Below are 20,424 nucleotides of genomic sequence, written 5' to 3'. Positions count from 1 at the left end.
ATCTCTGGTCACTTCCGTAGTTCCATGCCAAGCAGTTTCGATAAGGTTTTTTGAACGAAAAAATGCCGAATATATATTGTTTATCAAGAACCTTATTCCTCTTTCTGTGCACGCAGCCTCTTGAAGCATAGCGAATCAAGGCACTAATACTAGCAGATTCATTCCATCGTGTGCCAGGTGGGCTTAAACGGCACCATAACAATCGACCCAAGGTAGATACGTTATGTCGCATAGCTTGGCTCCATAACATCCGTGCTCATTGAGCAAAACACAAATTAAGTATATCTATACATAAATAGCACCGAAGAGCGTGACTGCTAAACTTCCCCATCAGTTTGAACGACAAAAAAGTCTTCTTGTATACTTTCATCGACTGGTTTACAAAGGGAGCACCTATCAGGTATTAGTTTTCTAAGAACTAAGAATATGAAGTCAACAAAAATCCGAAAACTTTTTTCAACACGCTACCGCCTGGGGATGACATCCTTTCCCTGCGACACCTTTCGATTTGTTTTCGTCTCTTCTTTTCTATCGGCCATACCCTCGTTAGCTTAATCCAAATTAGCCTTAGCTTGGTAACGTTGTGCAACAAAAAAGCCTGCCGGTAAAGGCAGGCTTTCGTATGAGACGGGCGATACAACGCGGCTAGACGCCCACCATCAGCCTAGTTCGGCCGCTCACTCCCACTCAATAGTAGCAGGCGGCTTGCTGCTGACGTCATACGTTACACGCGATACGCCGCTGATCTCGTTGATGATGCGGTTAGAAACCTTTTCAAGCAACTCATACGGCAGGTGCGCCCATCTTGCGGTCATGAAGTCGATGGTTTCCACCGCGCGCAGGGCGATGACCCATTCGTAGCGGCGGCCGTCGCCGACGACGCCGACGGATTTCACCGGGAGGAAGACGGCGAAGGCCTGGCTGGTCTTGTGGTACCACTCAAAGTTGTGCAGTTCTTCGATGAAGATGGCGTCGGCTTCACGCAGGATGTCGGCGTATTCTTTCTTCACTTCGCCGAGGATGCGCACGCCGAGGCCCGGTCCCGGGAAGGGGTGACGGTAGACCATGTCGTACGGCAAGCCGAGTTCGAGGCCGAGCTTGCGCACTTCGTCCTTGAACAGTTCGCGCAGCGGTTCGACCAGCTTGAGCTTCATGGTCTCGGGCAGGCCGCCGACGTTGTGGTGCGACTTGATGACGTGGGCCTTGCCGGTCTTGCTGGCGGCGGATTCGATCACGTCCGGGTAGATGGTGCCCTGGGCGAGGAAGTCCACACCGTCGATCTTGGCGGCTTCACGGTCGAAGACGTCGATGAAGGTATTGCCGATGATCTTGCGCTTGGCTTCGGGGTCGCCCTCGCCTTCCAGCTTGGTGAGGAACTCGTCCTCGGCGTCGACACGCAGTACCCGCACGCCCATGTGGCGGGCGAAGGTTTCCATCACCTGCTCGCCCTCAAACTTGCGCAGCAGGCCGTTGTCGACGAACACACAGGTCAGTTGGTCGCCGATGGCCTTGTGCAGCAGCGCGGCGACGACGGAGGAGTCCACCCCGCCGGAGAGGCCCAGCAGCACGTGGCGGTCGCCGACCTGCTCGCGCACGCGCACGCAGAGGTCGTCGATGATCTGGGCCGGGGTCCACAGGCGCTCGGACTGGCAGATATCCAGCACGAAGTGCTCGAGGATACGCTGGCCTTGCTGGGTGTGGGTCACCTCGGGGTGAAACTGCACGCCGTAGAACTGCTTGTCTTCCCACGCCATGGCGGCGATCGGGCAGCTCGGGGTGGAGGCGGTGACGGTGAAGGTCTCCGGCACCTGGCCGACCTTGTCGCCGTGACTCATCCACACGTCGAGCAGAGAGCGCCCGGTGTCATGGTCGACATGGTCCTTGATGTCCTTGAGCAGGGCGTTGTCGGCGTCGATACGCACCTGCGCATAGCCGAATTCTTGTTTCTGCGAGCCCTCGACCTTGCCGCCCAGTTGCTCGGCCATGGTCTGCATGCCGTAGCAGATCCCCAGCACCGGCAGGCCCATCTCGAACACGCACTGCGGGGCGCGCGGCGAGGCCAGCTCGGTGACGGATTCCGGCCCGCCGGCGAGGATGATGCCGTTGGGCTGGTACTCGCGGATCTCTTCCTCGCTGATGTCGAAGGCGCGCACTTCGGAGTAGACGCCGATCTCGCGCACACGGCGCGCGATGAGCTGGGTGTACTGGGAGCCGAAGTCGAGAATCAGGATTTTGTGGGCGTGAATGTCGGTCATCTGGCGTTCCTTTGAGAAGCAACAAGGGCCGAAAATGCGAAAGCTGGAAGCGGCGTGGCCACTTCCAGCTTCAAGCTTCCGGCATCAAGCTTGAGTTAGCCCGCCCGGTAGTTGGGGGCCTCTTTCGTGATCTGCACGTCATGCACGTGGGATTCGGCGAAGCCCGCGCCGGTGATCTTCACGAACTCCGGCTTGGTGCGCATCTCGTCGATATCGTGGCAACCGGTGTAGCCCATGGAGGCGCGCAGACCGCCCATCAGCTGATGAACGATGGAGCTCATCACGCCCTTGTAGGGCACGCGGCCTTCGATACCTTCCGGCACCAGCTTCTCGACGCCGGCGTTCTTGTCCTGGAAGTAGCGGTCGGACGAGCCCTGGGTCTGAGACATGGCGCCCATGGAGCCCATGCCGCGATAGGCCTTGTAGGTACGGCCCTGGTAGAGCTCGATCTCGCCCGGCGCTTCCTCGGTGCCGGCCAACAGCCCACCGATCATCACCGTGCTGGCACCCGCGGCGATGGCCTTGGCCAGGTCGCCGGAGAAGCGGATGCCGCCATCAGCGACGAGCGGGATGTCGAACGGCTTGAGTGCGTCGGCCACGTCGGAGACGGCGGAGATCTGCGGCACGCCGACCCCAGCGACGATGCGCGTAGTGCAGATGGAACCGGGGCCGATGCCGACCTTGACGCCATCCGCGCCCGCTTCGGCCAGCGCCTTGGCGGCGGCGGCGGTGGCGATGTTGCCGCCGATCACCTGCACTTCCGGATAATGCTCCTTGACCCAGCGTATGCGCTCGATCACGCCCTGGGAATGGCCATGCGCGGTATCCACCACGACCACGTCCACCCCGGCCTCGGCCAATGCCGTGATGCGGTCCGGCGTTTCCGCCCCGGTGCCCACGGCAGCGCCGGCGAGCAAGCGGCCGTCGTCATCCTTGGCGGCGTACGGGTAGGTGCGCGCCTTCTCGATGTCACGCACGGTCACCAGGCCACGCAGGCGGAACTGATCGTCGACCACGAGGATCTTCTCGATGCGGTGTTCCTGCAGCTTGGACTTGATGATGTCCAGCGAGGTGCCTTCGGGCACGGTGACCAGCTTCTCGCGCGGGGTCATGATCTCCGCGACGCTATCGCCCTTGTCGGGGCGGAAGCGCATGTCGCGCCCGGTGACAATGCCCATCAGGGTGCCGCCTTCGACCACCGGGAACCCGGAGTAGCCGTACTCGTTGGCCATCTCGAGCAGATCGGCCAGCTTCGCCTTGGGACTCACGGTCACCGGGTCCTTGACGATCACGCTCTCGTGCTTCTTCACCTTGCGCACTTCCGTCGCCTGCGCGGCGATGCTCATGCTCTTGTGAATGATCCCGATGCCGCCTTCCTGCGCCATGGCAATCGCCAGGCGGGCTTCGGTCACGGTATCCATCGCGGAAGAAAGCAGCGGGATGTTGAGGTAAAGGTCGCGAGTCAGGCGGGATCTAAGGCTGACGTCTTTGGGCAGGACGTCGGAATAGCCGGGGACGAGTAATACATCATCGAACGTAAGAGCTTCTTGCGCTATACGTAGCATGTTGCGACACCTGTGGGGAAGCGGGTGCGGGGAAGATTAATCCGCCATTATAAACCCCTATTCCCGTCCTCTCAACGTTTAGCTCATTTGTCAACGTGTGATGAGGTATCGGCCGCGCTCTGATCCGGTGCGGGGTGCAACAAGCGATGGACTTCCCGCTGCCAGCGCTCCATGAACGCCGTGCGCCGCGAGGGATCGACGAACGCGAGCAGCGAGGCGTTCAGCGGAATCGGGTACAAGCGCTCCCCGACCTGGTCGCGCAGCCGCTGGGCCGTGTAAGGGCCCTCGACATCCGAGCGAACACTGAACAGTGGCGTCTCGCCGGCGATGACACGCTGCCCTTCGCGGCCCAGCAGAAAGTCGAGAAACGCCCGGGCCGCCGTGGGGTGCGGGGCATCGCGATGAATGAACGCCATGCGCATCATGACCAGCGAATAGTCCTGCGGTACCTGCACGATGACCTCGGGATGCGATTGCGCCCACACCATGGCGTACGAGCCCAGCAGGTTGTAGCCCAGCCAGTAACGCCCTTCGCTGAGCCCTTCGAGCATGGCCCGCGTGCTGGCCTCGAGGTTGGTATCGGCCGCCCCCATCGCGGCCACGAGATCCCAGAACCGGGTTGTATAGCGTGCGTCCTGCTGAAAGAGCGAGTAGCCGACGCCACTGCGTGAAGGCGAATAGGTCGTCACCTTGTCGCGAAGCGTCTCGCGGTGCTGCGTGAGTAGCGTATGCATGTCGGCATGGGTCTTCGGCGGCATCATATGACGCGATAGATCCAACCGGTACGCCATCACGATGGGCTCAAAGGTGAAGCCGAACACTTCGTCTCGCCACTTGGCCCACTCTGGCCATGCCCGCGCCGCCGTTGAGTCGAGACGCTGGGCATAGCCTTCATTCACGCGCGACATCTGCCAGGGCATGGCGGAGCTGATGACGACATCGGGCGGGTCGTCCGCGTCGGCGACACGGGCGTCGACTTCGAGCGTCGAGCGATCTCGAAAGGTCAACTGGATGCGCGGATAGGCCTCCTCGAAAGCGTCCAACAGGGGTGCTGCGACCTCCCTGTCGAGCGCAGCCTCGACGATGAGCGGGTTATCGGCCCAGGCGAGGCTTGGCGCCAACGCCCCCAAAAGCCAGACGAGCGCCACACGGCGAATCGACATCACCCCTCCTCGTGTCGGGTGAGACAAGGAAACAACAGACGGACTCTCAGCCCGCCATTCTCCACCGACTCGACCTGCATCCGCGCCTCGTGACGACGCACGATCGAGTCCACGATGGCCAACCCCAGGCCGGAGCCTTCGGTGTCCTGACGACCACCGCGTTCGAAGGGGTGGTGCAAGTGCGCCAGCATCTCGGGCGACACACCTGGCCCATCATCCTCGATATATAACTCCAAGGTCTGCGCATGATTCACCGCGCCCAGGGTAATAACGCTGCCGGCAGGCGTATAACGCAGGGCGTTGTCGATCAAATTGCCTAACAACTCCCGCAAAGCCCATGCCTCGCCCTGGATGTATTGCGGTGATGCTGGAAGCGGCGCCAAACCGATGTCATGTGCTTGTGAGGCATCACGCTGCGCCCAATCGAAAGCCGTTTCATGCAGTAGCGCCACCGCGTCGATACGCGATGTTGCGCTTGCCTCTACCGCGTGACGCAGGCGCGCCAGACTCAATAGCTGGTTGGCTAAACGGCTCGTACGCCCCGCACTGCCATGGACCTCGGTTAATGCCTGTCGCCAGGCATCGGGGCTATTGCTTTTCAAGGCCAACTCGCTCGTGGCCTGTAACCCCGCGAGTGGGGTCTTGAGTTGATGGCTGGCATCTGCAGTGAAACGTAACAGCGCTTCTCGGCCTTCACGCTGGCGCTTAAAAAGCGAATCCAGGGTTTCCGCCATTTCGCGCATTTCCTCGGGCACCCGGGTCTCCAGCGGGCGCATGTCGTCGGCATCGCGCTGGCGTAACTGGTGGCGGAGGCGGCGCATCGGTGCGAGTGCTACGCGCATTGCCAGGAGCATCAGGGTGCCCGCCAGCAATACCATGACCACGAAGCGGGTGACCGCTTGCACGAAGAGGACCTCCGCCAACGCGTCACGCCCCGACATCGTGTGGCCGACCCAAATTTGCACCGGATCTTGCGTCTCCCAACCAGCGGAATCGAGTTCCCGTCCATAAAGACGCCACTGGGTGCCATGATACGAGTCATTCAGCCATGTCGGCTGTGAGGACACTCGTCGGCGCCAATCGCGGGAAATATCAAGATCCAAGTTACCCGACACCGTATGGCCGTCGGCATCCAGCACGGCATAGAACACACGTTCTTGATGGCGAGTCGCCAGAATCTGCAACGCCGCCGAGGGGATTTCCACCACCGGCTGGCCTTTTTCCCACTGTATGGCTTCGGCAATGGTCAAGGCGGCGGCTTCGAGCTGACTGTCATAGGCGCGCTCGGCCGCGCGTTGGGAGCTGAAATAGGCTTCGACCAGCAGCAAGACACCAAGCACGCTGACGGTCGCCAACAACCAGAAAGCCAATCGGGATTTCAGCGTGCCATCCACCTCGATCACAAGGACGCTTCCTCGAGCCGATAGCCGAGGCCGCGAAACGTGCGGATGCGCAACCCACTACCGTCGAGCCGTTTACGCAAGCGGCTGATGTACACCTCCAACGCGTTGGGCCCGACATCGCCAAACCCGAAGAGACGATTCTCCAGAGTCTCGCGCGGCGTGATGCTGCCAGCATGCAGCAGCAATCCTTCCAACAAGAGCAGTTCACGGCGCGGCAAGTCGAGAACCTGCTCGTCTAGCGTGGCGACGCCCGAGGCAGCATCGAAGGCAAGCGGGCCGAACGCCAGGCGGTTGTCGGCACGCTGCTGGCTCCGGCGCAGCAAGGCACGCACCCGGGCCTCCAGCTCGGCGATAGAAAATGGCTTGGCAAGATAATCGTCGGCGCCAAGATCCAGCCCTTCCACGCGCGCATCGATGCCATCGTGGGCTGTCAGAATCAACACCGGCGTGGTATCGCCGCGCTGACGTAGCTCGGCCAGCAACGTCAGGCCGTTGCCGTCGGGCAATCCCAAATCCAGCAGCACCAGGTCGAAATGCCCGCTCTGCAAGGCCTCGCGCGCCTGCGCACAGTGCGTGAATACTTCAACGATATTGCCTAGCGGCGTGAGCGCTTGATCCAGCGAGCGTGCGATCAAGGGATCATCTTCGATGACGAGTAGGCGCATACGACCAATGTCTCATGTGGACGAACGTGAGATGACAGGTTGATGAAAGGTTACCTCCCTAGCATCGGTATCCTCATCCAAAGCGATGACATCAGCCACCATCCTCATTATTCCTAATGCAGCGCAAAACAAGAGAACAGGAGTTCGCCATGAAGATCAACAAAGGGCTTTCCACGTACGCAAGTATGCTGGCGCTGACGGGCGGTCTCTTGGCCGCTAGTGGCGTACAGGCGCAATCCGAGGATACCGAGTGCATCGCCCCCGCCAAGCCGGGCGGCGGCTACGACCTCACCTGCCGCCTCGCCGCCAATGGTCTGGACCAGACCGGCATGATCGACAAGCCCATGGCCGTGAGTTATATGCCGGGCGGTATCGGGGCCGTAGCATACAACCATGTCAACGGCGTACGCGACGACGATCCGAACCTCATCGTCGCCGCCAGCACCGGCGCGGCCGTGAACCTGGCATTGGGTAAATTCGGCCAATACGATGCCGATGACGTTCGCTGGCTAGGCGCCCTAGGCGTCGACTATGGCGCCATCGTCGTCAATGCCGACGCGCCCTGGCAGTCGCTCGATGAGCTGATGGAAGACCTCAAGGCCAACCCGGGTGACATCGCCTTCGGGGCGGGCGGCACCGTGGGCAGCCAGGACTGGATGAAGGCTGCGCTCACCGCCAAGTCCGCCGACCTCTCGCCGCGCAAGCTCAAGTACGTATCCTTCGAGGGTGGCGGCGAAGCCCTGGCGGCGCTGCTGGGCGACCATATCCAAGTTTTCACGGGCGACCTCTCTGAACTCAAGTCGCAGCTGGAAAGCGGGAAAATTCGCGTCCTCGCCTCTCTTTCAGAAGAGCGCATGGGCGGCCCTTATGCCGACATCCCCACTGCGGAAGAGCAAGGCTATGACGTGCAATGGCCTATCTGGCGCGGCTATTACATGGGCCCCAACGTAAGCGATGAGGCTTATCAGACGTGGGTAAAGCGCATGGAAGAGCTTTCCGAATCGGAAAAGTTTGCCGCATTGCGTGAAGATCGAGGCCTCTTCCCGATGTCGCGCTTTGGGAACGACTTCAATGACTACGTGCTGGACCAAGTCGACCAGTTCGAATCCCTGGCCAAAGAAGTAGGTCTGAAACAATGAGACTCGCCGCCGACCGGTTGTTGGGCATTGTCCTGATCGGTCTGGCGGCGTTCGTCGCCGTTCAGGCCATCAATCTGGAAGTGCCCTTCAGCTACGACCCCGTAGGCCCACGCGCCTTTCCGCTCGGTCTCGCTATCCTGCTGGCTGCGCTCGCGAGTGTCTTGATAGTGAAGCCTGGCACTAACGAGGCATGGCCTGGGCGCCAGCTCACACTGAAGTTGCTGCTGGTACTCGCCACGCTCCTGGTCTATGCCCTGCTTTACACCAACCTCGGCTTCATCATCACCTCGATGCTGGCCGTCGCGAGCCTGTCTCGCATCTTTGGCGCGTCATGGGGCAAGGCACTACTGACCGGTGGGCTCATGGCCGTCGTCAGCTATTTCCTTTTTGCGCATGCATTGGGGATTTCACTACCTAGTGGTTACTGGGTCGAGCCCTTTCTATAACGGAGCGCCCTCATGTTCGATTTCCTGATCCATGGCTTCGATGTCGCCCTTAGCCCGCTGAATCTCGGCTTGGCGTTGCTCGGTGCGCTTCTCGGCACGCTCTTCGGGGCGCTGCCCGGCATCGGTCCAATCAACGGAATCGCGATTCTGATGCCGTTGGCCTATACACTCGGTTTGCCTGCCGAATCAGCGTTGATCCTACTCGCCGCCATCTACACGGGGGCCGAGTATGGCGGGCGCATGTCGAGCATTTTGCTCAACGTGCCCGGCGATGCCGGGGCCGTGATGACCACGCTCGACGGCCATCCGCTTGCCAAGAAGGGGCTGGCCGGACCGGCGCTCGGCTTGTCAGCAGTGAGCTCATTCGTTGGCGCGACCATCGCCATCATCGGCCTGACACTTTTCGCGCCGCTGCTGGCGGAAGTGGCCGTGATGTTCGGACCCGCCGAGTTCTTCGCGCTGATGGTGTTCGCCTTCGCCTCCATGTCCGTGATGATGGGCAAGGACCCCGTCAAAACCGCCATCGGCGCCGTACTGGGGGTCTTGATCGGCACCGTGGGCGTCGATTCAAGCACCGGCGTGCTGCGCTATACCTTCGGCTTGCCCGAGCTTTACGACGGTATCGATTTCGTCGTCATGATTATCGGCTTGTTCGCGATCAGCGAAATACTCCTGATGCTGGAACATGCCAATCGCAAGGACGGCAACGACGGCCTCCCGCCGCTGGGACGTGTCTTCGTCAGCCTCAAGGAAGTGATGGCCTGCAAGTGGACGATGGGACGCTCGGGCTTGATCGGTTTCATTATCGGCATCTTGCCCGGCACCGGTGCTTCGGTGGGCGGCGCGGTCGCCTATACCACGGAGAAGCGCCTGAGCGACAAGGACAATTCATTCGGCACGGGCAACATGCGCGGCCTAGCGGCGCCGGAGGCAGCCAATAACGCCTCGGCGGTGGGCTCGTTCGTGCCCATGCTGACGCTGGGCATTCCCGGCTCCGGCACCACGGCCGTGCTACTCGGCGCGTTGATGCTCTACAACATTACCCCCGGCCCCATGATGTTCAGTGAGCGTCCGGAAGTCGCCGGCGGCCTGATCGCCTCGCTGTATATCGGCAACATCGTACTGCTGGCGCTCAACCTGCCGCTGGCTGGCGTCTTCGCCCGCGTGCTGACGATTCCGCGCTGGGTGCTGGTGCCGGGCATCGCGATTCTGGCCTTCGTGGGGGTTTATCAACTCCACTCCAATCTCGCGGCCATCTACCTGATGCTCATCATCGGTGTGTTCGGCTACTTACTGCGCAAGCTGGGCTTCTCGCTGGCGCCCGTCATCCTGGGCTACGTCCTCGGGGGACTGATGGAACAGAACCTGCGGCGCGCGCTGTCCATCAGCGGCGGTGACCTCGGCATCCTGTGGCAATCCGGCATTTCGCTCGGCCTCTGGATCGCCGCGCTCGCCTTGTTGATCCTGCCCTGGCTGCTGCCCAAGCTGTGGCAAGCCAAGACCAGCAAGGCCTGAACCGACCGGCCCCGCGCCGCCGCCAATCCGGCGCACGGGGCCGACGACACCCTCTGTAACAGACTCTACTTGCCACGCACCAAGTCTACAAATACACTATCTATAAATAGCATTTGTGTAGACTTAATGGATCAAATCACCGCCCGTGAGCGGCTCGACTACTGGGACCGCCAACACCGGTATGTATTTACCCTCTCGGACCTGGCCAAGATCTTTCCCGAAGACAGCCCAAAGACGCTTCAGGAGGGGATCAATCGACTACGTCGACATGGCATGCTCGAGGCAGTCAGTCGCGGCGTGTATGTCTACAAGCTGTCACGGAACCATGACGCCGACCTACTCGAACGAATCGCCAAGGCCATGCGCCTCGGCGAGTACAGCTATGTCAGCCTAGAGTCCGCACTCTCGGAATATGGCGCGATCTCACAAATTCCTGTCGATCGGCTGACGATCATGACCACAGGCCGCAAGGGGGAATATCGAACCCCTTATGGCACCATTGAATTCACCCATACCAAACGATCCGTTCCCCAATTACTGGATCGGATGCGCGACGTCGGGCGTCCCTTGCGGCTCGCGACGCCCCAAGCTGCCTGGGCTGATCTCAAACGTGTCGGGCGTAATACCCACCTTGTCGATGAAGCGAGCCTGCCGAATGCACACTGAACGCGCTATATACTCTGGGTTTCCACTCCCCTAGAGCTACTCTGACCGGCTGGCCTATTTCATCGCGAATAAATTCGCTCCCACAGGCTCCTTACCCGCCGCTGGTCTTGGTGGAAACTGGCTTCTTGTGGGGCGTGTTTGGAGATAGGCATTCCCGATAGCAGCGGTCACGGCAGCCGGCTGGTGATTGTGGGAGGGGATTCATCCCCGATAGAGGCGTCACCATAGCTCGTAGCCACAATGCTAGACTCCCCTTTTCTCGACCTTACCCAACCTTGCGAGGCTTGCGATGGATGATACTGGCACCCCCAACGCCCTGTCCGTCAGTGAACTCAACCGCCAGGCCCGTCTGATACTGGAGCGTGGCTTCGGCGAGTGTTGGGTGGAAGGCGAGATTTCGGGGGTGGCGCGGCCGGCGTCGGGGCATATCTACTTCACGCTAAAGGACGACCGCGCCCAGTTGCGCTGCGCGTTCTTCCGCAACCGGGCGCGCTTGATGCGCGCGACACTCAAGGATGGCGACCGGCTACGGGTGCGCGGGCGCGTGTCGGTGTTCGAGCCGCGTGGCGACTACCAGTTGATCGTCGAGGCGGTGCAGGCATCTGGGGAAGGCGAGCTGCTGGCGGCGTTCGAGCGGCTCAAGGCGAAGCTTTCCACCGAGGGCGTCTTCGCCAACGCGCGGCCGTTGCCTTGCCCACCCCGCCATCTGGCCATCATCACCTCGCCTACCGGCGCGGCGATTCGTGACGTACTGGCGGTGTTGCGCCGCCGTTGGCCGGCGCTGGAGGTAACGATCCTGCCGGTGCCAGTACAGGGGCGCGAGGCACCGCCGGCGATCATTCGCGCCATCGCCCAGGCCAATCAGCGCGCCCAGTCGCCGGACGACACCGTCGATGCCCTGCTCGTCACCCGCGGCGGCGGCAGCCTGGAGGATCTGTGGGCGTTCAACGACGAGCACCTGGCGCGGGCGATCCATCACTCCCGCCTGCCGATAATGTCGGCGGTGGGCCATGAAGTGGATGTCACGCTGGCGGATTTCGCCGCCGATGAGCGCGCGCCCACGCCGTCCGCCGCCGCCGAGCGCTTGGTCCCGGACTGGCACGAACAGCGAGCGCAGTTGCAAGCCGCCGAACGCGGCCTGACACGCGCCATGCAGGCGCGCCTGGAGCGCGACGGTCAACGCCTCGATCAAACCCGGGCGCGGCTACGGCATCCCGGCGAGCGTCTGGCCGAGCAACGTCGGCGCCTGGAGAGTTGGGAAACGCGCCTGCGGCTTGCCATGCGGCGGCGACTCGACCGCGAGCGCCAGCATCACGAGACGCTGACACGCCGCGTGGAACGCCAGGACCCACGCCTTGCCATCACCTCGCTCCAGCAACGCCTGACGACTCTGGAGCGCCAACTGCATGCCGCCTTGCCGCGCCGCCTCGATCAGTCCCGGGAACGCCTCGAAGCCCTGGCACGCGAGCTCAACGCGGTCAGCCCGCTGGCGGTGTTGGGACGCGGTTATTCAATTCTCGAGGACGACAATCGCCATATCGTGCGCAATGCACACGACACCCAGCCCGGCCAGACCCTCACCGCGCGACTCGGTGAGGGACGGCTAAAGCTGGAGGTGAAGCGGCGCTTCAAGCGTTAGACATTGTCTGAAAACTGACTCTGCGTGAACTCAGCGCTGGGCCCGGCGCGGCTGGGCGTCGTCGTTCTGCGCCGCTTGCGGTTGGGTGCTGGGTTTGAAGCTGCTCGGTTCCAGGTCGTGGCGAGCCAGCAGCTTGTAGAAATCGGTGCGATTGCGCCCGGCGATGCGCGCAGCCTGGGTGACGTTGCCTTCGGTTATCTTGAGCACCTTGACGAGGTAGCTGCGCTCGAAGCCCGCGCGCGCCTCGTTGAACGAGGGCAAGGCGTTTTCCTCGGCCGCTAGCGCTTGCGCTACCAGCGCCTCGGGGATGATCGGCGAACTGGTCAGCGCCACGCACTGCTCGACGACGTTGACCAGCTGACGCACGTTGCCTGGCCAGGCGCTGGAGGCCAGCAGGTTGAGCGCTTCCGACGAGAAGCCTTTGACGAAGGGCTTGTGGCGCTCGGCGGCCTGCCCCACCAGGTACTTGGCCAGCAGCGGTACGTCCTCGGCGCGCTCCTTGAGGGCCGGCAGCTTGAGGTTGACGACGTTAAGGCGGTAGTAGAGATCCTCGCGGAAGTCGCCCTCGTGCATGGCGCGGTCGAGGTCGCGGTGCGTCGCAGAAATGATGCGCACGTCGATGGGCACCGAGGTGGTCGAGCCCAGTGGGCGGATCTGACGTTCCTGCAACGCGCGCAGCAGCTTGACCTGCAATGTCAGCGGCATGTCGCCGATCTCATCGAGGAACAAACTGCCCCCATCGGCGGCAAGAAACAGCCCTTCGTGCTGGCTGACAGCGCCGGTAAAGGCGCCCTTGGCGTGGCCGAACAGTTCGCTTTCCAGCAGTTGCTCGGGCAGTGCGCCGCAGTTGATCGCCACGAAAGGCTTGTCGGCGCGTCCGCTCGCCTGATGGATGGCGTTGGCGAGCAGTTCCTTGCCGGAGCCGGATGCCCCGGTGATCAGCACACTGACATCGGACGCCGCCACCATCCGCGCCTGCTCGAGGATGCGCTCCATCTGCGGGCTGCGGGTGATGATCTCGGCACGCCAGGCATCGTCGCCGGCACCATGGGTGCTCGCCGTTTGCGACAGAGCTTCCTCGATGGCGGCGAACAGCTCGTCGCGGTCCACCGGTTTGGTGAGAAAACTGAAGACCCCTTGGCGCGTGGCGCTCACCGCATCGGGAATCGAGCCGTGCGCGGTGAGAATGATCACCGGCATGCCCGGCGCACGGCGCTGCAATTCATGAAACAGCGCCATGCCGTCCATTTCGTCCATGCGCAAATCGGAAAGCACCAGGTCAGGGCGGTCCTCGGCAAGACACTCCAACGCCTGCCGTCCACTTTCGGCAGTGGTCACACGGTACCCGCGGCTTTCCAGGCGCATGCCCAAAAGCTTGAGGAGGCTGGGGTCGTCATCGACCAGCAGAATATGGGCGGCGGCGTGCTTCACGAATCTCTCCTTGGTAACCGTCGCGCTGTCATGGCGATTGCTCATGGCGCGAGTTGATACTCTGTTCGATGGCCGTCAGGGCGTCGAGTTTCTCGGCGAGGTCATCGCGCTCGCGTCCCAACGCTTGGCGGCGCGATTCGCTCTTGGCGAGATCGCTGGCCAAATCGCGGCGGGCCTCGAGCTCGTTGAGCCATTGCCGTAACAGGGGCTGTAAACGGCTCGGCGCCGCTGAGATATCGGCCTTGTAAAGCTCGGATGCTTGCTCCCAGCCATCGCGTTCACCCCATGCCAGCACTACGGCGCGTGCCAGCTTGAGATGCGGCATATCACCCTGGAGGCGCGTCAGCATGGTGTCGCGCCACTCGCTGTCACCGCGTTGCGAGGCGAGCCCGAAGTCGATCCAGTCATCCACCAGGCAGACATTGTCAGCCAACTTGGGGATGTCGTCATTGCAGGAGGTGACCGGGGCTGCCGGAGCGGACGTCTCTTGCGTCATCCACTGGCACCCGGTCAACAGCGAGCCAGCGCACAATGCCACTAGCAGCATCCGGATGTTCATGCGTTCGAGTTCCTTGCGTTTAGCGCCGGCGGTATCGTAGCCGGCGTCGTTATGGAAGCGTCGTCGCCATCGGCTCCTTCCTCCGGCGACGTCACCTCGGGTAGTGTCAGTCGGAAACAGACAGGGAAGGTGTCATCCTCGACCAACTCCAGGCGTCCATCTTGAACCCTGGCGCAATCGGCAGCTACCGACAAGCCGATGCCTGACCCTTTGAGGGCGCCCTGACGCCGCATGCGACCTTGATAGAACGCCTCGAAAAGGTGCGCGCTATCATCATCATCGATGGGCTCGCCGGTATTGGCGACTTCGACGATCAGCGAGGCGTGATGTTGTCTAGCACGCAGTGCCAGATGGCCGCCGTCCTCGCCGTAGGCAATGGCGTTGGAAATCAGATTGTCGAGAACGCTGGCGGTACGCTCACGGTCGGCCTGCCAGGGCAAGGGAGTGTGCCGAGGCCAGTCGACATCCATGCCCTTTTTATCGAGCGCCAAACGATGTTTGGCGAGCACTTCCTGGATCACCGTGACCAGATCGAAACGCGTCACTTTGAGCCCTCGGCTGTGCTGCAACAGATTATAGTCGAGCAACTGCTCGATCAGGGCCTGGAGTTCCTGACCACTGACATCGATCAAACCTACGATTTCCCGCTGACGCTCGCTGAGCTCGCCGACCACGCCATCGGACAATAGTGCCGTTCCCTCGCGCACGCTGGCCAGCGGGGTTTTCAGCTCATGGGACATATGGCGCAGAAACTGCTGCTTCTGCGCCTCGAGCTCGGAGAGGCGCCCGGAGAGCCAAGTCAGCCGCTCGCCGAGACTGACCAGCTCCGCCGGCCCCTGGATATGCTGAGACGAGGCCGGCTCCATGCCGCTGCCCAGACTGAAGATGCGCCGCTCGAGCTGGCGGATGGGGCGGATGATCAGCCAGGTGAAGATCAACATCAGCCCCAGGCTGACCGAGACCAGCGCAGCGGTCTGCATCCACAGCTGCCCACGCACGGTGCTGGCACGCTCGCGAATGTTTTCGATACGCTCATCGATCAGTTGGTTGGTGGCCTGGCGAACGTTGTCGGTTCGCTGTGAGAAGTCGCCAAACGCCGCCAGCTGATCGCGGAATTCCTCGATGGGCATTTCCGGCAGGGCCTCGAGTTCGCCCAGTTGCTCACGCAGGCGCGGGATATCGGGATCGTCGGGCAGCAAGGGGGCATGCTCGTCGAGCAGTTCCGCGTAGCGTTGGGCTTTCTCGGTATAGATGCTGAGCAATCCTTCCTGCTCGAGCACCGCGTATTGACGCGCGCTGCGCTCCATTTCCAAGGCTAGATTGCTCAACGTGCGCGCACGGCGGGTTTGCTCCACCGCTTGGCGCGCGCTGACATCGGCCAGCGACGAGAGCTCGGAGAGTGCCTGGCCGGCCTGAAACATGAGCACGGCGATTGGCAGCATCACCATCAAGAAGGCGAGCATTACCAACTGCAGTAACGAACGAGGACGCCAGCGGCGAGAGACCTGAGTGGTCATGAGCGCGATTCTATGCAGAAAGAGAGTGGATGCCATGTCATCTTACCCGCACAGGATAACAGAGTTGCGTTCGCATGCCGGTTTCCGCATCGCCGCACCGATCGAAAGCGAGGAGTAAGTCCCACTCAGCAATGAGCACCCGACGCATCCGCTAGACACATTCCAACGGCCCACAAGACGCGCAAAAAAATGGGCCGGAAAGACCGGCCCAAGGTACGCAGGGAACTGAAGGGTCAAGTGAACACTCTCGAACATCCACCTGGCTGAATTCTCGAGAGTGATCGAGGGGCTCGAAAGCCCACGAAGCCATGAGGTCCATACATTGCCAGGAAAAAGGCCCTCATGTTGACGGCGCAGCCGCCACTTCGTTTCGTGTGCCGCGTCGCCAAGGGCGGCGCAGCGAATTAGCCCCCGAAGGGGTGGCATCCATGCCTGGGCATCCTTGCCCTTTTGGTACCTTTCCATGCCCGTAGGCGGTACCCGTCTCATCGCAACCTAAGTCACACATCGCGTGGAGCAGACGCTGATCAATCTAGCCGGGACATTACGCACAGGGTTGTGATCGAAACGCCCTGGCTTGATCGATCGAGAAACGGTTCGAGCCGTGTTGAACCGTTTCCCGTTGCTCACCCTATATATTGCGATAGCCGTGCCAGTTTTTTAAAAATCATTTAAAAACAGCAACTTAAAAACATTAATTGCAGCCCTAAACCGCGCGATAGGCTATTTCATCGAGAAACGAGGGCATTTTGGCGCTCACAGTGTCGCCTCCTACCAACGCCCTTTCGCCGATAAAAGTAAATATCAATAAAAACAGTAACTTATTACGTCTCTTTTTGGAGACACCCCGTCAGGTAGGGGCGACACTGCAGGCCGCCGGACGGGCGAGTCTCAGGGCCGCCTAGTCGTTAGGCGGCGGCACAGGGCAGGCGCTTAACCGAGGGGTTTGAGCAACACCTTGGATTGGCGTGCATGGTTATAGGAATCGCGCCGCAGGTGTGGCAGCACCTCGAGACCGTCGAGTCGAAAGCCGTGCTCTAGGAACCAGTGCGTGGTGTGGGTGGTGAGGGCAAACAAGGCGCTGTAGCCGCGCCGCCGGGATTCACGCTCGACCTCGGCCAACAGCAGATCGCCGCGCGCACCACCGCGATAATCGCCATGCACGGCGACACACGCCAGCTCCCCCATGCCCACCTCGGGGTAGGCATGCATGGCACTGCAACCGATGATCATGCCGTCGCGCTCGATGACCCAGTAGTCGTCGATCTGATGTTCGAGCCGCTCCCGCGAGCGCGCCACGAGCATGCCGCGCTCCTCGAGCGGACGCAGCAGCTCGAGCAAGCCGCCCACGTCTTCCAGCGTCGCGCGGCGCAACTGCTCGTAGCGATGCTGAGTGATCATGGTCCCCACCCCATCGCGGGTGAACAGCTCCCCGAGCAAGGCGTCGCGATCGTGCCAGGAAAGCAGGTGTGTGCGGGCTACGCCATGCCGCGCCGCTTCGCACGCCGCCCCCAGGTGCCGCGCCAATTCGCTGCCCGGCGCCGCCTGACGCCGTAACGGCTCGGCCTCCTGCGGGGTAAGCTGGCGCTGCAACATGCCGCTGGCATCGTGCAGCCCCGCCTCGTCACCGAGCAGAATCAGCTTGTCGGCGCCCAGCCCCATGGCGACGTGCTGAGCGACATCGGCCGCATCCAGATCGAACACTTCGCCAGTGCTCGAATATCCCAACGGCGGCACCAGTACCAACGTTTCCTTCGCCAGCAGTTCGGCGATGGCCTGGCTACGCACGCGGCGTACCTCGCCACTGTGGTGAAAATCGACGCCATCGCGCACGCCCAGCGGTTTGGCGGTCACCAGATTACCGGAGACCACCGTCAGCTCGACGCCATGCAACGGCGTGTTGGGTAGCCCCAACGAGAGGCGTGCCTCGATCTTGAGGCGCAGCTCGGCAGCGATACGTTCGACATGGCGCATGATCGACTCGTCGGCCACCCAACGCCCGTCGATCCGGCGCGGCTCGATCCCCGCTTCGCTCAGCGCCTCGCCCACCTGCGGACGAATGCCGAAGACCATCACCAGGCGCACGCCCAGGGTATGCAGCAAAGCCAGGTCCTGAAGCAGTGGCTCCCATCGCTCGGATGCCAATGCCTCGCCTTCGATGAGCACCACGAACGTACGCCCGCGATGCGCATTGATATACGGAGACGAATTACGAAACCAATCGGCGAAGGGGAAACGCGTGTTCAAGGCCCGCTCCAGCTGCAGGAAGAAAGAGACACTGACTATATCAGAGGCAATGAAAAGGCGGGACCGGTGTTCTCCGATCCCGCCTTGCGTACGCGTCCAATGCTCGGCGATGTATTAGCCGAAGAAGCCCTTGAACATGAAGAAGAACATGATCGACAGCAACGCGCCGGCCGGTAGGGTGATTACCCAAGACAGCACGATAGTGCCCAGCACGCGCATGTTGAGCGCCGTGATCCCGCGGGCCAGGCCGACCCCGAGCACCGCACCGACCAGCGTCTGCGTCGTGGAGACCGGCAAACCGGTCCCCGAGGCCAGCACGACGGTCGCCGCCGCCGCCAGAGTCGCCGCAAAACCGCGACTCGGCGTCAGTTCGGTGATGCCCGTGCCCACCGTAGCGATGACTTTATGGCCATAGGTGATCAAGCCGACGACGATACCGCCGCCGCCCAGCACTAGCACCCACCACGGCAATGCGGCGGCGCCACCGACGTCACCGTTCGATTCGACGACGCTGATGACCGCCGCCAGCGGCCCCACGGCGTTGGCGACATCGTTGGAGCCGTGTGCGAATGCCATGGCGCAAGCGGTGAACATCATCAGCACACCGAACACACGCTCGACGCTGTTGAAATCGAACGGCGAGCCGCCGCGCTTGCGTTTGGCACGATCGACGCGATTTTCCATCAGGATGCCGATGACCATCACCACCAAGCCGATCCCGATCGCGATCAACAGACTATCGCCAAAGCTCATTTTCAGCCCGACATGGGAGAGCCCCTTGACCAGGGTGACCATCGCCACGATGAAGCCGACCAGAAAAATATAACCGGGCACATAACGCTTGGCGGCCGCGAAGGGGTCGCGGTTCTCGAAGATCAGGAACTGTACCGACTTGAACAACGCGAAGGCGATGGACCCCGCCAATAACGGCGACACCACCCAGCTTGCCGCGATCTGCCCCACCTTGGGCCAGCCGACGGAGTCGACGCCAAGCCCAGCGACCGCGAAACCGACAATGGCCCCGACGATGGAGTGCGTGGTGGACACTGGCCAGCCGCGCATGGAAGCGATGAACAGCCACACGCCCGCCGCCAGCAACGAGGCCAGCATGCCGTAGACCAACAACTGCGGGTCATCGGAAAGCAAGCTGGGGTCGATGATCCCTTTGCGGATGGTATCGGTGACCTGGCCCCCCGCCAGCCATGCCCCGAGAAACTCAAATACCACGGCGATGAGAATCGCCTGACGAATGGTAATGGCCTTGGACCCCACGGAGGTCCCCATGGCATTGGCCACATCGTTGGCCCCTACCCCCCAGGCCATGAAGAAACCGAAAATGCAGGCGAGAATGATGAAGACATCGCCGTACTGCGCAATGATGGACATAGGCAAGTTCTATCTGGCTGGCGTGAGACGGAAAATCACACGGCCCGCGTTTAGCGGGCCGTGAGGATTTGGAGACGACTGCCGACGCGCTCGGCGCGGTCGGACAATTCACCGATCCATTCGATGATCTTATAGAGGAAGATCACATCGACCGGCGGCAACTCGGCCTCCAACTCGAAGAGCTGGCGACGAATATGCACCTGCTGATCGTCGGCCTGATGCTCGAGATCATGAAGCTCGCGGATAAAATCCTGCATGAGATCGCCGACGTTACGCCCAAAGCCGGAATCGAGCAGCTCCTGGAGCTCTTCGAGTGCCTTGCGCGCTTGGCCCACAGTGGCGATAGCGGTTTCGAGGTAAGCGCGCATCGAAGGTGCCAGCGACTCCGGCACCTGCATCTGGCGGCCCAGCATGATGCCGGTAATATCGCGCGCCTTGTTGGCGATCTTATCCTGTACGCTGATCAACTCCAGCAGATCGGAACGCGAGACCGGCAAGAACATGCTGTTGGGAAGGTTGAGACGCAATTCGGTCTTGAGAGTATCGGCCTCGTGCTCGAGCTCGGTGATCGCTTCTCGATGCGTGGCGGCGTCATCCCAGTTGCCCGCCTGCGTGGCATCGAAAAACGGCAGGAGTCGCTCGGCGCATTCGCTTGTCTTGACGATGTGCGCAAGCAAGGGCTCGAAAGGCGAACGCCCGAACAAGGCCGAAAACGGATTGGAAGTCACCATAATGTCAGATTCGATGCGTTGGGAATGGCGGCGTCAGTATAGTGACTGCACCCCTGCTCGTCATGGAAAATTCATTCTCTTGTCATCAACGCTCAAG

At 61.6% G+C, this 20,424-nt stretch carries 16 protein-coding genes; 5 read left to right on the top strand and 11 right to left on the bottom strand.

The window, feature by feature from the left end:
- Positions 1–677: 677 nt before the first annotated feature.
- The 5 genes from guaA to SR908_RS11040 all read right to left on the bottom strand — a co-directional run bounded on the left by guaA (position 678) and on the right by SR908_RS11040 (position 7,051).
- Positions 678–2,255, bottom strand: coding sequence for a glutamine-hydrolyzing GMP synthase (gene guaA / locus SR908_RS11060; RefSeq protein ID WP_246922252.1), 1,578 nt, complete (start codon positions 2,253–2,255; stop codon positions 678–680).
- Between the two features lie 95 nt (positions 2,256–2,350).
- On the bottom strand, positions 2,351–3,820 hold the full coding sequence (gene guaB / locus SR908_RS11055) for an IMP dehydrogenase (RefSeq protein WP_246922255.1): 1,470 nt from the start codon (positions 3,818–3,820) through the stop codon (positions 2,351–2,353).
- Positions 3,821–3,903: 83 nt separating this feature from the next.
- Complete coding sequence (locus tag SR908_RS11050; protein ID WP_246922257.1) at positions 3,904–4,983, bottom strand: ABC transporter substrate-binding protein; 1,080 nt, start codon at positions 4,981–4,983, stop codon at positions 3,904–3,906.
- Entirely contained in the window at positions 4,983–6,386 is a 1,404-nt protein-coding gene (locus tag SR908_RS11045; protein ID WP_246922258.1) for a sensor histidine kinase, read from the bottom strand. Before SR908_RS11045 ends, SR908_RS11050 begins: the two co-directional genes overlap by 1 nt.
- Positions 6,383–7,051 carry a response regulator gene (locus tag SR908_RS11040; protein ID WP_246922262.1) on the bottom strand — a complete coding sequence of 223 codons (669 nt, stop codon included), beginning with the start codon at positions 7,049–7,051 and terminating at the stop codon, positions 6,383–6,385. The genes SR908_RS11045 and SR908_RS11040 overlap by 4 nt, the downstream gene beginning before the upstream one ends.
- Before the next feature lie 149 nt (positions 7,052–7,200).
- Between SR908_RS11040 and SR908_RS11035 the strand changes: the two genes are divergently transcribed.
- From SR908_RS11035 to xseA, 5 genes are all read left to right on the top strand, one after another.
- On the top strand, positions 7,201–8,190 hold the full coding sequence (locus tag SR908_RS11035; protein ID WP_246922265.1) for a Bug family tripartite tricarboxylate transporter substrate binding protein: 990 nt from the start codon (positions 7,201–7,203) through the stop codon (positions 8,188–8,190).
- Positions 8,187–8,636 carry a tripartite tricarboxylate transporter TctB family protein gene (locus SR908_RS11030; protein WP_246922269.1) on the top strand — a complete coding sequence of 150 codons (450 nt, stop codon included), beginning with the start codon at positions 8,187–8,189 and terminating at the stop codon, positions 8,634–8,636. The genes SR908_RS11035 and SR908_RS11030 overlap by 4 nt, the downstream gene beginning before the upstream one ends.
- Before the next feature lie 12 nt (positions 8,637–8,648).
- Entirely contained in the window at positions 8,649–10,151 is a 1,503-nt protein-coding gene (locus SR908_RS11025) for a tripartite tricarboxylate transporter permease (RefSeq protein ID WP_246922271.1), read from the top strand.
- Positions 10,152–10,277: 126 nt separating this feature from the next.
- Positions 10,278–10,817 carry a type IV toxin-antitoxin system AbiEi family antitoxin gene (abiEi, locus tag SR908_RS11020; protein WP_246922273.1) on the top strand — a complete coding sequence of 180 codons (540 nt, stop codon included), beginning with the start codon at positions 10,278–10,280 and terminating at the stop codon, positions 10,815–10,817.
- Between the two features lie 289 nt (positions 10,818–11,106).
- Positions 11,107–12,456 (top strand): exodeoxyribonuclease VII large subunit, encoded by a 1,350-nt coding sequence (gene xseA / locus SR908_RS11015; protein WP_246922275.1) that lies wholly within the window; start codon positions 11,107–11,109, stop codon positions 12,454–12,456.
- Between the two features lie 30 nt (positions 12,457–12,486).
- Here the strand turns inward: xseA and glrR are convergent, their stop codons facing one another.
- The 6 genes from glrR to SR908_RS10985 all read right to left on the bottom strand — a co-directional run bounded on the left by glrR (position 12,487) and on the right by SR908_RS10985 (position 20,327).
- Positions 12,487–13,887: a two-component system response regulator GlrR gene (glrR, locus tag SR908_RS11010; RefSeq protein ID WP_179703089.1), complete on the bottom strand. Its 1,401-nt coding sequence runs from the start codon at positions 13,885–13,887 to the stop codon at positions 12,487–12,489.
- 28 nt (positions 13,888–13,915) lie between these two features.
- Complete coding sequence (locus SR908_RS11005; RefSeq protein WP_097023562.1) at positions 13,916–14,446, bottom strand: hypothetical protein; 531 nt, start codon at positions 14,444–14,446, stop codon at positions 13,916–13,918.
- Entirely contained in the window at positions 14,443–15,963 is a 1,521-nt protein-coding gene (locus SR908_RS11000; protein ID WP_246922277.1) for a sensor histidine kinase, read from the bottom strand. The genes SR908_RS11005 and SR908_RS11000 overlap by 4 nt, the downstream gene beginning before the upstream one ends.
- 933 nt (positions 15,964–16,896) lie before the next feature.
- Entirely contained in the window at positions 16,897–18,210 is a 1,314-nt protein-coding gene (gene argA, locus SR908_RS10995) for an amino-acid N-acetyltransferase (RefSeq protein ID WP_246922279.1), read from the bottom strand.
- 114 nt (positions 18,211–18,324) lie between these two features.
- A complete protein-coding gene (locus SR908_RS10990) occupies positions 18,325–19,596 on the bottom strand; it encodes an inorganic phosphate transporter (RefSeq protein ID WP_097023559.1) in 1,272 nt (423 codons plus the stop codon).
- Positions 19,597–19,646: 50 nt separating this feature from the next.
- A complete protein-coding gene (locus tag SR908_RS10985) occupies positions 19,647–20,327 on the bottom strand; it encodes a TIGR00153 family protein (RefSeq protein WP_097023558.1) in 681 nt (226 codons plus the stop codon).
- Positions 20,328–20,424 lie beyond the last annotated feature (97 nt).

This window comes from Chromohalobacter canadensis, assembly GCF_034479555.1.
Taxonomy (GTDB): Bacteria; Pseudomonadota; Gammaproteobacteria; order Pseudomonadales; family Halomonadaceae; genus Chromohalobacter; species Chromohalobacter canadensis.
Note: the sequence above shows the minus strand (reverse complement) of the source record. Positions and strands in the feature narration are given on the sequence as shown.

What these genes read in the sequence shown, in the direction of transcription:
- guaA (WP_246922252.1), bottom strand. Translation starts at nt 2,255, where the DNA reads ATGACCGACATTCACGCCCACAAAATCCTGATTCTCGACTTCGGCTCC.
- guaB (WP_246922255.1), bottom strand. Translation starts at nt 3,820, where the DNA reads ATGCTACGTATAGCGCAAGAAGCTCTTACGTTCGATGATGTATTACTC.
- SR908_RS11050 (WP_246922257.1), bottom strand. Translation starts at nt 4,983, where the DNA reads ATGTCGATTCGCCGTGTGGCGCTCGTCTGGCTTTTGGGGGCGTTGGCG.
- SR908_RS11040 (WP_246922262.1), bottom strand. Translation starts at nt 7,051, where the DNA reads ATGCGCCTACTCGTCATCGAAGATGATCCCTTGATCGCACGCTCGCTG.
- SR908_RS11035 (WP_246922265.1), top strand. Translation starts at nt 7,201, where the DNA reads ATGAAGATCAACAAAGGGCTTTCCACGTACGCAAGTATGCTGGCGCTG.
- SR908_RS11030 (WP_246922269.1), top strand. Translation starts at nt 8,187, where the DNA reads ATGAGACTCGCCGCCGACCGGTTGTTGGGCATTGTCCTGATCGGTCTG.
- SR908_RS11025 (WP_246922271.1), top strand. Translation starts at nt 8,649, where the DNA reads ATGTTCGATTTCCTGATCCATGGCTTCGATGTCGCCCTTAGCCCGCTG.
- abiEi (WP_246922273.1), top strand. Translation starts at nt 10,278, where the DNA reads ATGGATCAAATCACCGCCCGTGAGCGGCTCGACTACTGGGACCGCCAA.
- xseA (WP_246922275.1), top strand. Translation starts at nt 11,107, where the DNA reads ATGGATGATACTGGCACCCCCAACGCCCTGTCCGTCAGTGAACTCAAC.
- SR908_RS11005 (WP_097023562.1), bottom strand. Translation starts at nt 14,446, where the DNA reads ATGAACATCCGGATGCTGCTAGTGGCATTGTGCGCTGGCTCGCTGTTG.
- SR908_RS11000 (WP_246922277.1), bottom strand. Translation starts at nt 15,963, where the DNA reads ATGACCACTCAGGTCTCTCGCCGCTGGCGTCCTCGTTCGTTACTGCAG.
- SR908_RS10990 (WP_097023559.1), bottom strand. Translation starts at nt 19,596, where the DNA reads ATGTCCATCATTGCGCAGTACGGCGATGTCTTCATCATTCTCGCCTGC.
- SR908_RS10985 (WP_097023558.1), bottom strand. Translation starts at nt 20,327, where the DNA reads ATGGTGACTTCCAATCCGTTTTCGGCCTTGTTCGGGCGTTCGCCTTTC.